At 68.9% G+C, this 14,289-nt stretch carries 11 protein-coding genes; 5 read left to right on the forward strand and 6 right to left on the reverse strand.

The features are described from left to right. Positions 1-3 precede the first annotated feature (3 nt). Entirely contained in the window at positions 4-789 is a 786-nt protein-coding gene (locus RQP53_RS21440) for a hypothetical protein (protein ID WP_315652740.1), read from the reverse strand. A gap of 277 nt (positions 790-1,066) precedes the next feature. On the opposite strand from RQP53_RS21440, the gene RQP53_RS21445 reads away from it, so the two are divergent. From RQP53_RS21445 to RQP53_RS21455, 3 genes are read left to right on the forward strand one after another with little or no spacing between them, the layout of a single operon-like run. Further along, a complete protein-coding gene (locus tag RQP53_RS21445; protein WP_315652741.1) occupies positions 1,067-2,650 on the forward strand; it encodes an ABC transporter substrate-binding protein in 1,584 nt (527 codons plus the stop codon). Between the two features lie 13 nt (positions 2,651-2,663). Continuing rightward, on the forward strand, positions 2,664-3,275 hold the full coding sequence (locus tag RQP53_RS21450) for a M15 family metallopeptidase (protein WP_315652742.1): 612 nt from the start codon (positions 2,664-2,666) through the stop codon (positions 3,273-3,275). 16 nt (positions 3,276-3,291) lie between these two features. Further along, positions 3,292-4,350, forward strand: a complete 1,059-nt coding sequence (locus tag RQP53_RS21455; RefSeq protein ID WP_315652743.1) for a S66 peptidase family protein — start codon at positions 3,292-3,294, stop codon at positions 4,348-4,350. A gap of 25 nt (positions 4,351-4,375) precedes the next feature. On the opposite strand, the gene RQP53_RS21460 is transcribed toward RQP53_RS21455, so the two are convergent. From RQP53_RS21460 to RQP53_RS21470, 3 genes are read right to left on the reverse strand one after another with little or no spacing between them, the layout of a single operon-like run. Continuing rightward, complete coding sequence (locus tag RQP53_RS21460; RefSeq protein WP_315652744.1) at positions 4,376-5,155, reverse strand: substrate-binding periplasmic protein; 780 nt, start codon at positions 5,153-5,155, stop codon at positions 4,376-4,378. Positions 5,156-5,204: 49 nt separating this feature from the next. Beyond that, a complete protein-coding gene (locus RQP53_RS21465; RefSeq protein WP_315652745.1) occupies positions 5,205-7,466 on the reverse strand; it encodes a hypothetical protein in 2,262 nt (753 codons plus the stop codon). Between the two features lie 2 nt (positions 7,467-7,468). After that, positions 7,469-10,237, reverse strand: coding sequence for an ATP-binding protein (locus tag RQP53_RS21470; protein ID WP_315652746.1), 2,769 nt, complete (start codon positions 10,235-10,237; stop codon positions 7,469-7,471). Positions 10,238-10,364: 127 nt separating this feature from the next. Here RQP53_RS21470 and RQP53_RS21475 point away from each other — a divergent pair, with 127 nt between their 5' ends. Beyond that, positions 10,365-11,084 carry a PEP-CTERM sorting domain-containing protein gene (locus RQP53_RS21475; protein WP_315652747.1) on the forward strand — a complete coding sequence of 240 codons (720 nt, stop codon included), beginning with the start codon at positions 10,365-10,367 and terminating at the stop codon, positions 11,082-11,084. Positions 11,085-11,091: 7 nt separating this feature from the next. Continuing rightward, positions 11,092-11,967: a sterol desaturase family protein gene (locus RQP53_RS21480; protein WP_315652748.1), complete on the forward strand. Its 876-nt coding sequence runs from the start codon at positions 11,092-11,094 to the stop codon at positions 11,965-11,967. On the opposite strand, the gene RQP53_RS21485 is transcribed toward RQP53_RS21480, so the two are convergent. Further along, positions 11,933-12,943: an alpha/beta hydrolase gene (locus RQP53_RS21485; protein ID WP_315652749.1), complete on the reverse strand. Its 1,011-nt coding sequence runs from the start codon at positions 12,941-12,943 to the stop codon at positions 11,933-11,935. The two genes, RQP53_RS21480 and RQP53_RS21485, sit on opposite strands and share 35 nt — an antisense overlap. Next, a complete protein-coding gene (locus RQP53_RS21490) occupies positions 12,940-14,133 on the reverse strand; it encodes an amino acid aminotransferase (RefSeq protein ID WP_315652750.1) in 1,194 nt (397 codons plus the stop codon). The genes RQP53_RS21485 and RQP53_RS21490 overlap by 4 nt, the downstream gene beginning before the upstream one ends. Between the last annotated feature and the right edge of the window lie 156 nt (positions 14,134-14,289).

A 14,289-nucleotide genomic window follows, 5' to 3' on the forward strand; every position in this document is an offset into this window, starting at 1 on the left:
CACTCAACGTTGAGGCAAGACCTCGGGCACGGCCTTTTCGATCTCGGTCTTCAGCTGCGCAGTGAGCATGTCGAGCTTCTCCTTCATGGTCAACATTTCCCAAGGGTCGGCCAGGCCCTTGTCGAAATCGGCGCGCATCGGAGCGCGGTTGACCACCTTGGAAGCAAGCTGCTTGCCGCTGGCCAGATCAAACAGCGAGAGCTTGAAGTAGGTGAAGGGCGCGATGTAGCCGATGCGCTCGCCGCCTTCTTCGTGGCGACGAACCTTGGCATGGCGGTCGATGTAATAGCCGACACCTTCCAGCCAGCCATTGCCGACGCCAACGCCTTGGGCATCGATCACCACCGCCGGTGCGCGAAATGCCGACAGCATCAGGAAGTGCGTCGCGTGGATCTGCTCAAAGACAGCCTTCAAGCCCGCCGGTGCCGCAAAGCTCGCGCCATCCAGCAAGGCTGCCGCGCCGCTCAGCGCCTCGGACTGGCTGAGCTTCATCAAGCTGTACTGCGCGGCCGGTGCCGCCTGCTTGATCGCGCCCTCCATGGCCAGCAGCGCCGGGGTGTCGAACACGCCATCGCTGAGCTTGAAGTTGTCGCGCAGATTGGCATCGAGCAGGCTGCCGGTATTGACCTGACGGGTCACCACGGCGAAGTTGTCGCCCAGCACCGAGGCCACCGCGATGTGGACCGGCGCCGTCTTGCTTTGTGCCCAGGCCGCCGGTGCCTGCAACAGGCCGGCCAGGGCAAGGGCACTCAGGCCCAGCCCCATCGCGTGTCGACGTGTCCACGGCATATTTCCTCCCAGCATTGGCTTTGTCATTTGATCGTCCACCTTGAATTCATACCGTCACTTGCCAGCGCGCAGCACCGACTTGCTGCCACCCGAACGGTTCGCTTCGCAGTCTATGCAGCGGCAGGCCAATGCCGATGGTCACACCCATTGGGGTGTCACGATTGACCAACAGGCCCGGCCAAGGCCAGACGGCGCCACGCCCGCCCGGTGAGCCTGACCCTCCGCAGCTCATGCTATGGTCGCCTGCCTCCTGCACCGCCCAGGCCCGCGATTCGCCATGCGTCTGTTTCTCTGTCTGCTATCCCTGCTTGCCGCTGCGCCGCTGCAGGCGGCGGCCAAGCCCAAGCCGCTGATCTATTGCAGCGAGGCCAGCCCCGAGGGCTTTGATCCGGGGCTGTGGGATTCGGCCAGCACCAATGCGGCCAACAAGCAGATCTTCCAGGGCCTGGTGGCCTTCAGGCGCGGCAGCACCGAGATCGTGCCGGCCTTGGCCAGCCGCTGGCAGATGGCGCCCGATGCGAAGAGCCTGACCTTCACACTGCGCCCTGGCGTCAAGTTCCATACGACGCCCGACTTCAAGCCCAGCCGCACGCTCAATGCCGACGATGTGATCTTCACCTTCGGCCGCTTTCTCGACCCCGAACACCCCTTCAACAAGACCTTCCCGGCCAGTTTCATCTACCCACAGAACATCGGCCTGGCGCGCATGGTCGAGGGCATGGACCGACTCGACGACATGACGGTGCGCTTTCGCCTGCGCGCGCCCGACGTCACCTTCCTGAGCTATTTCGCGATGGCCTTCGCCGGCATCCATTCGGCCGAGTACGCGGGCCAGCTGCTGGCGCGTGGCCAGGCGGCGCTGATCAACCAGCGCCCGGTCGGCACCGGCCCCTACCGCTTCAAGTCCTATACCAAGGACGAGGCGCTGCGCCTGCAGGCCCATCCCGACTACTGGCGCCAGCGGCAGCAGACCGAGCAGCTGATCTTCAGCGTCAGCCGTGAACCCAATGTGCGGGTACATAAGCTGCTGGCCGGCGAGTGCCAGATCAGCTCGCCGCTGCGCGATATCGATGTCGGCGTGCTCGATGGCCGCAGCGAGGTCACGCTGATGAAGATTCAGGCGCTGAACATCTCCTACCTGGCCTTCAACCTGAGCCGCTCACCCACCAACCGGCGCGAGGTGCGCGAGGCGCTGGACATCGCCATCGACCGCAATGCCATCTTCAAGGCGCTGTTCCCGCGTGGCGATGCGATGCAGGCGGTCAGCGCCTTTCCGCCGGCCGTGCTCGGTTACGACAAGACGCTGAAGAACGAATACAACCCGGCGCGGGCCCGCGAACTGCTGGCCCAGGCCGGCTATGGGCCGGGCCAGGGCCTGGCCATCGAGCTGTGGGCGCTTCCGGTGTCGCGGCCGACCAATCCCAATGGCCAGCTGATGGCCCAGCTGATCCAGCAGGACTGGGCCCGCATCGGCGTCAAGGCCACGATCAAGACCTATGAATGGGGCGAGTACCTGAAGCGCGCCAACCGTGGCGAGCATGACGTCTATATGAGCGGCTGGGGCGGTGAGACCGGCGATGCCGACGAGTTCCTCAGCCCCAATCTGTCCTGCGCGGCGAACAAGAATGGCGTCAAGTTCTGCAATCCGGACTTCGACCGGCTGATCACCGAGGCCCGCGGCAGCACCGATCCACAGCGCCGCATCGCGCTCTACCAGCAGGCCCAGCAGCTGTTCAAGCGCGAGCGGCCCTGGATCACCATGGCGCACTCCACCGTTTACATTCCGGTGCGCAAGGATGTCGTGGGCTTCATCATGTCGCCCAATGGCAGCGTGGACTTCGAAGGCGTCTACCGCCGTTGAAACAGAGAGCCGTATGCCTCCGATGATTGCCTGTGAAGACGTCCCCGGCCACGCCGACTTTGTGCACCTGCTGAGCCTGCCCGGCATCGCGCTGGAACTGCGCTACGCCACGCCGGACAACTTCGTCGGCCGTAACGTCTACGGCGCACTGGACTGCGCCTACCTGCGCCGTGAAGCGGCCGAGGCCTTGCAGCGCTCGGCCGCCTGGCTGCAACAGCACCGCCCCGGGCTGCGCCTGCTGGTGCTGGATGCCCTACGGCCGCAGCGGGTGCAGGAGGCGCTCTACGCCGAGCTGCAGGGCACGCCGCTGACGCCCTATCTGGCCCATCCCGAACGCGGCTCCATCCACTCCTACGGCATGGCCGTCGACGCGACGCTGATCGACGGCCAGGGCCGCGAGCTGGACATGGGCAGCGGCTTCGATGAGATGAGCGCGATCTCGCACCCCGAGTACGAGGCCGAGCTGCTGGCCCAGGGCCTGCTGAGCGCCGAGCAGCTCAGCCATCGCGGCTGGCTGCGCGCGGCCATGCGCGCCGGCGGCTTCTCCACCATACCCAGCGAGTGGTGGCATTTCAATCTGGGCGACCCCGAGCAGCTGCGCCAGCAGTTACCGCGGGTGCTCTAAGACTGTGGAGACCCCGATGTCCCTGCCCCGCCGCCAGTTTGCCCAGACGCTGCTCGCCGCCGCGGCCACCACCGGCCTCAACGCAACAGCCGACGCCGCCGCCACGGCCGCGCCGCCCGCCCTCTTGCGCGCCCGGCGCCTGCACCCCGGCGACACGCTCGGTCTGGTCAGCCCGGCCAATGCCAGCTTCGAGCGCGAACCGGTGGCCATCGCCATCGAATCGCTGCAGGCCCTGGGCTTCAAGGTCAAGACCGGTGTCCATCTGCGCGCCCGCTACGGCCATTTCGCCGGCAGCGACGAGCAGCGCGCCGCCGATATCAATGCGATGTTTGCCGATGACGAGGTGGCCGGCATCCTCGCGCTGACCGGCGGCTCGGGCTGCAACCGCATCGTCGACCGGCTGGACTACGGGCTGATCGCCAGAAAGCCCAAATTTTTCGGCGGCTTTTCCGACCTCACCTGCCTGGTCAACGCCATCCAGCGCCAGACCGGCCTGATCACCTTTCACGCTCCCTTTGCCGGCAGCGAGTGGAACGAGTTCAGCGTGCGGCAATTCAAGGCCATGGTGATGGACGGTGAGGCCGCGCTGCTGCGCAACCCGCAGGGCGAGCGCGGCGGCCAGTTGGTGCAGACCGAGGATCGCATCAGCACCCTGCGCGGCGGCCGCGCGCGCGGCCGGCTGGTCGGCGGCAATCTGGCCGTGCTCAGCTCGATCGCCGGCAGCGCCTATTTCCCGGATTGCCGCGGCGCCATCCTGTTCCTGGAAGAGATCAACGAGTACATCTACCGCGTCGACCGCATGCTGTCGACGCTGCGGCTGTGCGGCGCGCTCGGCCAGCTGGCCGGCGTGGTGCTGGGCAAGTTCAGCAAATGCGAGCCCGGTGACGGCAACTACGGCACGCTGACGCTGGACGAAGTCTTTGACGACTACCTGCTGCCGCTGCAGGTGCCGGTCTACCGCGGCGCGATGATTGGCCACATCAGCCGCAAGTTCACCGTGCCGGTGGGTGCCGAGGTCGAGATCGACGCCGATGCCGGCAGCATCCAGCTGCTGGCGCCGGCCGTGCGTGACTAAGGCCTGTTGACACGACGTCCTGCGCTCAGTGCGGCGCCGCGCAGGCCGCGGCCGGCAGCGCGTAGGCACGAATCAGCTCGGCATTGCGGCCGCTGCGGCAGTTGGCCTGCAAGGCCTCATCCAGCGCCTTGGCATCGGCCTCGCTGACGCGCTGTTTGACCAGCGCAATCGAATAGCCGAACTCGCGCACCGTGCCGGCCGCCTGCAACCCGGCCAGCTTGTGCTCACGCAGCAGGTACAGCGCCACGCTTTCGTTCATGAAGGCCAGGCCTTGCTCGCCATAACGGCCGCCGATCAGCTTTTTCAGCACGGTCAGATTGTCAGGCTCGATATGGCTGTTCAGCGCCACGCCCTGGCTCAGCTCCGCCAGCGCCGCCGAGCTGCCCGAAGGGCCGTAGACGCCGATCTCGCGGCCCTGCAGGCTGTCGCGACCGCTGTAGACAAAGCTCTGGCCGCTGCGGCTGAACAGCGTGTAGCGGGCATCGATCAGCGGCGCGGTGAAGCGGTACTGCGCGCGCCGCTGCGGTGTTTCGAGCAGCGCAAAGATGCCGTCGACCTCGCCCCGCTCGGCCTGGCCCAGCGCACGCCGCCAGGGCAGCACCTCGATCGTGCACTGCCACTGCAGCCGTTCGCAGGCCGCCTTCAGCAGATCGACCATGGGGCCGGCGGCGCGGCCCTGCTGCTCGAAGTTGTAGGGCGCAAAGGGCTCGGTCACAAAGCGCCGCACCGGTGCCGCCTGGCTGGCCGTGGCCAGCAGCAGCACCGCAGCGAACCCGGCCCTGCTGAGCGTCGCAAGCATTTGCATGTCCGCCAGCATAGCAATGCCAGCCCGCGCTGGCCGACGGTTGGCGGTATCAATCCGCGCTCGGTTCGGCCAGCTGCTTGAAACGCTGCACCAGCTCCGAGGCCTGGTCGAGCGCGGCCAGCATGTGCGCCGTCTGCACCGGCACCCGGGCCAGATGGGCCTGCAACTCGGACTGGCGCAGGCGTTGCTCGGCCAGCGCTTGCGCCAGCGCCGCGGTATCCGCCTGCAGTGCCTCGGCCAGCGTCAGGCATTGCAAGGCCGGTGCGTGGATCTGGCCGGCCACGCCGGCGACCAGGCTGCCCAGCTGGGCATGCTTTTCCTGCGCCACCAGGCGGTCCTGCGCCTCGCGCAGGCTGGCATAGCTGCCGGCATTGTCCAGCGCGATGGCGGCGTAGGCGCACAGCGAGTCGAACAGGCTGAGCAGCAGCGCATCGGGCCGTTCGGCCGTCTGCAGCAGCAGCAGGGCCAGCAGCCGGCCATGCAGCTGCAAGGGGCCGATCAGCCTGTCCTGCTGCTGCAGCGGCTGGCCCTCGCGGCAGGCCTGTTCCAGCAGGGCCTGCCAGGCGGCGTCCTGCCAGGGCAGCTCGTCGGGCGACAACAGCGCCTGCCAGCCCGGCGCCTCGCTGCTGCTCGAGGACGACGGCCGCAGCAGCTGCACGGCACGCGGCGCAAACCAGCTCTGCAGCTGCTGGCGCAGCAGGCTCAGCAGGGCCGGCAGTTGCAGCTCGGCGGTCAGGGCCCGGCCCATGGCGACCAGGTCCTGCAAGCGTTCGGACTGGGCCTGCACCAGCTGCGTGCGGCGCTGCTGCTCCTCGGCGAGCTGGCGCTGTCGCTGGGCCTCGGCATGGGCCCGCTCGGTCTGGCTCAGCACCTCGGCCGCCACCGCGCGCTGGCTGGCCTCCTCGCGCTGCAGCAGCCGCTGGGCCGCATTGGCGCGCAACAGCCAGGCGTAGGCGCCGGCGGCGTCGCCCTCGGCTTCATGGGCCTCGGCCAGCGCCCGCAGCAGCGCCACCGGCAGCACATAGCCGGCAATGGCCTCGGCACGCTGCAGTGCCTGGCGCAAATAGTGCATCGCCGGCTGGCCGTCAACACCGGCCGGCGCCGGCAGCCGGTGGCGCAGATGCAGATCGGCCAGCGCGCCCAGCGCTTCGATCTGGCGCAGCGCATGGCCGCTGTCCAGCGCGATGCGCAGCGCCGCCTGCGCGGCCACCTCGGCCTGCGCGGCACGCCCCAGGGCCGACAAGGCCAGGGCCAGGCCGCGCTGGGCATTGATGCGCAGATCGGCCTGGCCGAGCTGCTCGGCGATGCGGTGCAGGCGCTCGAACACCGGCAAGGCCTGCGCGTGTTCGTCGCGATCAAGCCGCAGCTGGCCCAGATAGCGCAGTCCAACCGCATAGAGCCGCGAGCCCTGCAGGCCGCCATCGAGCAGGTCCAGGCCCTCGTTCATCTGCGCCAGCGCCGCATCAAAGCGCTGCAGGTGACGCAGCGTCTCGCCGCTGACCAGCAGCGCCCGCGCCAGCGCCGTCGGCCAGCCACTCTGCCGGGCCAGCGCCAGCGCGCGCTCGGCCCAGGGCTGGGCCGCCTCGGGATCGTTCAGATTGTTCAGCCCGTCGACCAGGTTGAGCGCCGCCATGATGGCGGTGCGCATTTGGCCCATGCCTGTGGCCAGCTCGAAGGCCTGGATGCGCAGGCCCGCCGCGCGGCCGTAGTCGCTGTCCAGCTCAGCGGCCAGCGTGCCGCGCACCTCCATCACCCAGGCCGCCGCGGCCGGGTGCGGCCGCCCCTGCTCGAAGCGGGTCGACCAACGCTGGCGTGCCGCCACCGGATCGCGCAGCGCCTGTGAGAAGGCCAGCGTCGCTTCGGCCACATCCAGCCGAGCGGCATCGCCCGTCTCCCGGGCCAGGTCGGCTGAGCGGGCCAGCAGCGCATCCTGCTCGGCCACCCGGCCCAGCAGCCAGGCCAGCCAGCTGTGCAAATAGTGCACATCGGCTTCGCCGGCGCCGTCTTGCAGGGCGCGGAACTCCAGCGCCAGCTCGCGCAGCTCGTCGAGCCTTTGCACGGGCGCCGCACCCTCTTCCAGCAGCGCAGCGGCCTCGGCAGCGGCCAGGCGAACGCGGGCTCTGGCCCGGCGCTCGGCAGCCGGCAACTCGACCAGCAGCGCCCGGGCCAGCAGCAGGCAGCGCTGCGAATCGCGCTGGCGCAGCTGCCAGCACAGGGCCACGCGCAGCGCCTGGGTCTCGGCCGGCAGCGGGCCGGCGGCGAGCTGGCGCTCCCAGCGCTGCAGTGTTTCGTTGCTGACGAAGAGCTCCATGCTCAATCTCCCGCCGCCGCACCGGCCGCGGCCGGCAGATCGAGCACGAAGTCGCTGCCCTGGCCAGGCGTGCTGCTCAGGCTCAGCTCACCGTCCAGCCAGGCGTGGGTCCACTGCCGGCACAAATGCAGGCCCAGGCCGCTGCCGCCCTGGCCAAAACGGGTGCTGAAAAAGGGATCGAAGACACGGTCCAGATGCTCGGCGGCGATGCCCACGCCGTTGTCGCTGACGTGCAGGCGCAGCCGGCCCCGCGAACCGCTCTCCACCCACAAGCGCAGCCGTGCGTCTTCGGCGGGACGGCCGGCCAGGCCATGGCGCAAGGCGTTATCGATCAGCTGGGTCAACACCTGTTCCAGGACCTCGGCGCGGCTGTCCAGCCAGAGGTCCTCGGCCACGGCCAGATCGACCGGCAATGCCCCCTGCGCCGGTTCCTGCACCTGGCGCGCCGCCTCGACGGCGCGGCGCAGCAAGGGCGCCAGGAGCAGCGGCTGGCGCATCGCCAACAGCGGCTGTTCACCGGCCTGGCGGTAGCGCTGCACCAGGCCCAGCACGCGCAGGAGGCTGCGGCGCAGCAAGTCACCGGCCTGCGCGCAGCGCTCAAGGTACTGCGCCAGGCTGCTGCGGCGCAGCTGGCGGGATTGCAGCTCGCCGGACAGCCGCAAGGCTTCCTCGTGCAGGGTGCTGACCGCCATCATGCTGTTGCCCAGCGGCGTGTTGACCTCATGGGCCACGCCGGCCACCATCGCGCCCAGCGCCACCCGGCGCGCCTGGGCGACCAGGCGCTGGCGCGCCTCACCCAGCTGTTCATAGGCCTGGGCATTGGCAATGGCAATGCTGGCGAAGGCGGCCACACTGTTCAACCATTGCCACTGCTCGGCGCCCAGCTCACGATCATCGGCCAGCCAGACGGCCAGCAGCCCCAGGCAGCGCTCGCCCAGCAGCAGCGGCACCGCATGCAGGCGCCCCCCATCCAGCGGTCCGCTGCAGGCGCGGCGCTCCCACATCGCGCGGGCCAGCTCGCCGGCCTGCGCCAGCGCCAGCAGCTGGGGTGCGGCCTTGGCGCCGCCGGGCGAAGATCGGCGCAGGAGCAGGGTCTGGCCGCCGCTTTGCAGCTGCGCCAGCACCAACCCGGCCGCCGGCAACAGCGCGCGCAAATGACGATCCAGGGTGGCGAACAAGGCGGTGGCGCCCTGCTCGACGGTGATCTCGCGGCCGACGGCGGCCAGCCGCTCCATGGTTTCGTTAGCGCCTTGCAAGGCTTCGGCGCGGCGGGCCAGCTCCAGCGTGAGCTGGCGCTGGTGTTCGGCTTCGGTGCGAGCGCGCTCGGTGCGCTGCATGGCCTGCATGGCGATCGCTCGCTTGTCGGCCTTCTCGCTGTGCACACGAGCCCAGGCCTGGCCGGACTCGCGCAACATCCGGCAGGCCTCGGCATGCTCGCCACGCGCCGCCAGCGCCTGCGCCAAGGCCTCCAGCAGCTCGGCCGGCGCGCGAAAACCGGGCAGGCCTTGGGTCAGCGCCAGTGCGGTGCGCAGGTAGTGCAGCGCCGCCTGATCGGCGGCAATGCCGGGCGGCGGCGGTAGCTCGGCCTGCTGATGCAGCTCGGCCAGCACCCGCATGACCTCGACCTGGCGCAGCTGATGCTGGCTCTGCTCGGCCAGGCGCAAGGCCTGCAGCGCCTTGGCCTGCGCCTCCAGCGGCTGGCCGAGCCGGGCCAGCATGCGTGCCTGGCCGCTGCAGCCGTTGATCGCCAGATCGGGATGGCCGTTGCGCTGCGCGCAGCGCTCCAGCGCCTCGAAGCGCTGCAGCGCCTGGGGCCAGTCCTTGCGGTCCTCATGCCAGGCCGAGATATAGCGCAGCAAGATCGCGTAGGCGCGCGATTGCGGCAGGCCCTGCAAGGCCGCCTCGGCCTCCTGCAGCTGCTGGCCGGCCGCATCGAGCCGGCCCAGCATGCGCAGCGTCTCGCCGAATTGGCCCAACACCAGGGCCAGGCTGACCGGCCAGGCCGGCCGCCGCGCCAGCTCGACCGCGCGCTGCAGCCACTGCAGCGCCAGCTCCAGCTCTCCGAGGCTGTGCATGGCCGCGGCGGCGTTGTGAGCCGCCGTGATCGCACGCTCGACCTGGCCGCTCTGCAAGCCCTCTTCAAAGGCCTGGATGCGGGCGCTGGCGGCCAGCCCGTAGTCGCTGGCCTGGGCTGCCATGGTGCCTTGCAGTTCATGCGCCCAGGTCGCGATGCCGGGATCGTCGTACTCACGCGCCGCCAGCTCGGCATAGAGCCGCCGCCCGGCCACCGGATCGCGGTAGCAATGAACAATGGCCGCGCGCAGTTCGATCACACTGACGCGCTGCGCATCGCCGCAGCGCCGGGCCGCCGCCAGCGCTGCGTCGAACTGCTCGGGCCGGGAGCGGTGCAGCGCCTCGGACAGCACCGCCTGCAGCAAGCTCGCATCGGCGAGCAGTTCGTCGTCGCCGCCACGCTCTGCCACGCTGAGCACCTCGTCGCACAGCAGCAGCGCCGCTTCGGGCTGGGCCTTCAGCAGGGTGATCTCGGCCTCGGCCAGCAGTACCCGCATCAATGCGGCCTGCTGTTCGGGATCGCCGGCTTCGAGCTGCGCACGCAAACGCTGGCCCAGCTCCAGCGAGCGCGTCGAATCGCGCTGACGCAGATGCCAGCACAGGCGCAGCAGCAGGGCCGTAGGCACGGCGCTCGTCCCGGCGGCCGCCAGTTCGACCTCCCAGGACTGCACAAGCTGGTTGCGGACGAGATAGTTCATCGCTGTGCCCCAAGCATAGGGCTTGGCAGTGCCGTATGGCGGCGCCCCCCTATTTGCAGGGGCTGTTCAAAGCCCGGCAACAGGCACACAGTCGACCTCACCACAACCCCCCTGACGGAGGCCGCAGATGAAGGACTTTCCCTCTCGACGCCTTGGCCGTGCCCTGGCGGCACTGGCCCTTGCCGGCTGCGCGCCGGCGGCCTGGGCCAATCTGGTCAGCAATGGCTCTTTTGAACTGACGAGCGCGACGACAACCTCGTTCTTCAACAGTGTCACAGTCAACAACTGGAGCAACTCCGATATCGGCGAGGCGCTGGTGATGCCCAGCTGGTACACCAACGGCTATCTCTTCCCCGGCGTCGGCGTCGCCGGGCCGCTGCCGCAGACCAGCCCGGATGGCGGCAACTTCGTCTTCTCCGATGGCAACTATCACAACTCGCCGATCCAGCAGACCATCACCGGCCTGAGCCCGGGCGGGGCCTACAAGCTGACCTTCTGGCAGGCGCTGGCGCAGGACACCGAGCCCAACGTCACGATTCCGGGCCCGGTGACCGGCTTTTGGCATGTGTCGCTGGGCAGCTTTGCGCTGAACAGCAGCTTCATGAGCGGCAACGGCGCCACGCTGACGATCTCGCCCTGGCAGCAGCAGACGATGATCTTCAAGGCCACCAGCAGCACCGAGGTGCTGAGCTTTCTGTCGGTCGGCACCGGCGATCCGCCGCTGGTGTTTCTGGACGGCATCAGCCTGGCGCCGATTCCCGAGCCGGAGACGCTGGCCTTGATGGGCATCGGCGGCCTGGCGCTGCTGCTGCGTCTGCGCCGCGAGCGGCGAGCTCTGCAGCGCTGAGCAGGCGGTGGAGTTCTGGCTGCAGCTGCAGCAGCGCCTGCCGCCGCTGGCCTTTGATGCCATCAAGTTCGGCAATGGCCTGCTGCTCTTGCTGCTGATCCTGGCGCCGCTGGAGCGCCTGTTCGCACTGCGCCGCCGGCCACGGGTCTGGTGGCGCCGCCCCGACCTGGCCACTGATCTTGCCTACTATTTTCTGAGCAGCCTGCTGCCCTCGCGATTGCTGGCGCTGCCACTGGCGGCACTGGCCTGGGGGCTGGCCGCCGGGCTGCCCCCTGGCTGGGGTGACTGGTCACAAGCCCTGCCTGCGCCACCGCGATTCGTGCTGGCCTTTCTGGTCGCCGAATGCGGCTTCTACTGGGGCCACCGGGCGATGCACCGCTGGCCCTTGCTGTGGCGGCTGCACCTGATCCACCACAGCCCGGCCGAGCTCGACTGGCTGGCCAATACCCGCGCCCATCCGCTCGATCTGGTCTTTACCCGGCTGTGCGGCTATGTGCCGCTGTACCTGCTCGGCCTGGCCCAGGGCGGGCCGGGGCAGCTGGACACCGTGCCGCTGCTGATCAGCCTGGCTGGCAGCGTCTGGGGCTACCTGATCCACGCCAATCTGCGCTGGCGTTGGCGGCCGCTGCAGCGGCTGATCGCGACGCCGGCCTTCCACCACTGGCATCACGAGCGGCTCGCGCCGGGCCAGGCGGCTTGCAACTACGCCGCGCTGCTGCCGCTGTTTGATCTGCTGTTTGGCAGCTACCGCGTGCCGGCGGCCTGGCCGACGCGCTATGGCATCGATGAGATCGTCGCCCCGGACCTCGCCGGGCAGCTGGTGCAGCCCTTTGCCGGGCCGCCGCGGCTCAGCGAGACGCCGTCTGGCTTGCGGCCGGATTGAGGCCGCGCGCGAACTCGACGATCTGCGCGGCCATCGGCGCCGTCGCCGCCGGCGCTTCGATATCGCCGGCCAGCACATGCTGGTTGAGCGATTCGCTGAAGTCGATCTCGCTCAGCCGTTTGTTGGCGCTGCCCAGGCGCGCATAGGCGGCGCGGGCGGCCTCGACATCGATGATGGTGTCACGCGGCGACAGCATCATCAGCGTCGGCGCCTTGATGCTTTCCAGCGCGCTGTCGTTGACCTGCTTGACCAGGGCCATCATCGGGAACAGCGCCTCGGTCGGGTAGCGGTGGGTCCAGAAACGCGCTTTCAGCGCATTGCGCGGCGCCTCGTTCTGTTCGGCGCCTTGCAGCAGCCGGGCCAGTTGCCGGCCCCAGGGCCAGTTGATGATCTGGGCCCAGCGGTTCTTCGGCCCGAAGTTCGGCGACACCAGCACCCAGCCGGCCACGCCCGCGCCTTCCTCGCGCTGGGCCAGCCAGGCCGACAGCGTGGCGCCGGTCGAATTGCCGATCACCAGCACACGCTCGCCCAGCTGATGGCCGATGCGCAAGGCCTCCTGGGCATCAGCCTTCCAGTGCGCCAGCGTGGCCTGGCCCATGGCCTCGCCGGGCTGGCCATGACCGCTCAGCCGGGTGTAGAAAACGTGGCCACCGAGCGCCTCGGCGACCTTTTCCGGCAGCGGCGCAATCTCGTGCCGGGTGGCCGTGAAGCCATGCAGATAGACCACCGCCCAGGGCGCCTTCTGCTGGCCCTGCGGCCCCCAGACGATGTGCTTCTCGGTGCCCGGCGTCACATTGCCCAGCCGTGCTTCGGCGGCCGCCAGATAGGCGTCCAAGCCGCTCAGCTGGGCAGGCAGCGGCGCCGGCTTGGGCAAGGGCTCCCAGGCCAGCTCGGCATTGCGCGGGCCGATCAGGAACACCAGGCTCAGCCCCAGCAGGGCAAACGCCGCGCCACGACCGAGCCGCCTCAGGTTCACGCCAGCACCGCGGCCATCGCGTTGGCGGTGGCTTCGACGTTCTTGGTGTTCAAGCCGGCCACGCACATGCGGCCCGAGCGCACCAGGTAGACGGCGAACTCGTCCTTCAGGCGATCGACCTGGGCCGGCGTCAGGCCGGTGTAGCTGAACATGCCACGCTGGGTCAGGAAGTAGTCGAAGTTGCGGCCCGGCAGCTTGGCCGACAGCACCTCGTACAGCGCATTGCGCATCGCGTGGATGCGTTCGCGCATCTCGGTCACTTCACCTTCCCACAGGCTGCGCAGCTCGGGCGTGGAGAGCACACGGGCAACGATCTGGCCGCCATGCATCGGCGGGTTGGAGTAGTTGCGGCGGATCATGAACTTCAGCTGGCCCAGCACGTTGACGGCTTGGGCCGCGTCGGGGCAGACCACGCTCAGCGCGCCGCAACGCTCGCCATACAAGCTCATGCTCTTGGAGAAGCTGTTGGCCACGAAGAAAGGCAGGCCGGCGTCGGCCATGGCGCGGATTGCGAAGGCGTCTTCGTCGATGCCATCGCCGTAGCCCTGGTAGGCCAGGTCCAGGAAAGGCAGCAGCTCGCGTTCCTTCAGCACCGGGATCAGTTCATCCCACTGCATCGGCGTCAGGTCGACACCGGTCGGGTTGTGGCAGCAGGCGTGCAGCAGCACCACGCTCTTGGCCGGCATCGCGCGCATCGCGGCCAGCAGTTCGGCAAAGCGCAGGCCGCCGGTGGCTGGGTCGTAGTAGGGATAGGTCTTGCACGACACGCCCGAGCCTTCGAAGACGGCGCGGTGGTTGTCCCAAGTCGGGTCGGACAGATAGATGCTGCTGTCCGGGAAATAGCGCTTGATGAAATCAGCGCCGACCTTCAGGCCGCCGCTGGAACCGACGCCCTGGATGGTGACGATGCGGCCGTCCTTGATCGCCGGGTGGTCGGCACCGAACAGCAGCTCCTGCACCGCGGCGCGGAAGTTGGCCGCGCCTTCCATCGGCAGATAGGGCCGGGCGCCAGCATTGGCCACCACTTCCAGCTCGGCCTTGCGCACCGAGTCCAGCATCGGGATGCGGCCGTCGTCGTCGAAATAGATGCCGATCGACAGATTGATCTTGCCTGGACGGGGATCCTTCTGGAAGGCTTCGTTGAGGCTGAGGATGGGGTCGCCAGCATAGGCGTCGACGTGTGCAAACATGACGGGGCTCCGAGCAAAGACAGCTGGCATTATCGGTGTTTCGGCCCTGCGGCCATTCGGCATATGCGCCAGCGCGGCAGCCTCTGCGCCGACCATGCCAATTGGCCTGCCGAGGAGATCGGTGCACACTCGGCCACCCCAACTGCTCTAGGAGTT

The sequence above is a fragment of the Roseateles aquae genome (assembly GCF_032337115.1).
In the GTDB taxonomy this organism is placed as follows: Bacteria; Pseudomonadota; Gammaproteobacteria; order Burkholderiales; family Burkholderiaceae_C; genus Roseateles_C; species Roseateles_C aquae.

Excerpts from the sequence above, each read along its gene's own strand:
- RQP53_RS21465 (WP_315652745.1), bottom strand. The coding sequence starts at position 7,466 with ATGGAGCTCTTCGTCAGCAACGAAACACTGCAGCGCTGGGAGCGCCAG.
- RQP53_RS21455 (WP_315652743.1), top strand. The coding sequence starts at position 3,292 with ATGTCCCTGCCCCGCCGCCAGTTTGCCCAGACGCTGCTCGCCGCCGCG.
- RQP53_RS21470 (WP_315652746.1), bottom strand. The coding sequence starts at position 10,237 with ATGAACTATCTCGTCCGCAACCAGCTTGTGCAGTCCTGGGAGGTCGAA.
- RQP53_RS21460 (WP_315652744.1), bottom strand. The coding sequence starts at position 5,155 with ATGCAAATGCTTGCGACGCTCAGCAGGGCCGGGTTCGCTGCGGTGCTG.
- RQP53_RS21445 (WP_315652741.1), top strand. The coding sequence starts at position 1,067 with ATGCGTCTGTTTCTCTGTCTGCTATCCCTGCTTGCCGCTGCGCCGCTG.
- RQP53_RS21475 (WP_315652747.1), top strand. The coding sequence starts at position 10,365 with ATGAAGGACTTTCCCTCTCGACGCCTTGGCCGTGCCCTGGCGGCACTG.
- RQP53_RS21490 (WP_315652750.1), bottom strand. The coding sequence starts at position 14,133 with ATGTTTGCACACGTCGACGCCTATGCTGGCGACCCCATCCTCAGCCTC.
- RQP53_RS21450 (WP_315652742.1), top strand. The coding sequence starts at position 2,664 with ATGCCTCCGATGATTGCCTGTGAAGACGTCCCCGGCCACGCCGACTTT.
- RQP53_RS21440 (WP_315652740.1), bottom strand. The coding sequence starts at position 789 with ATGCCGTGGACACGTCGACACGCGATGGGGCTGGGCCTGAGTGCCCTT.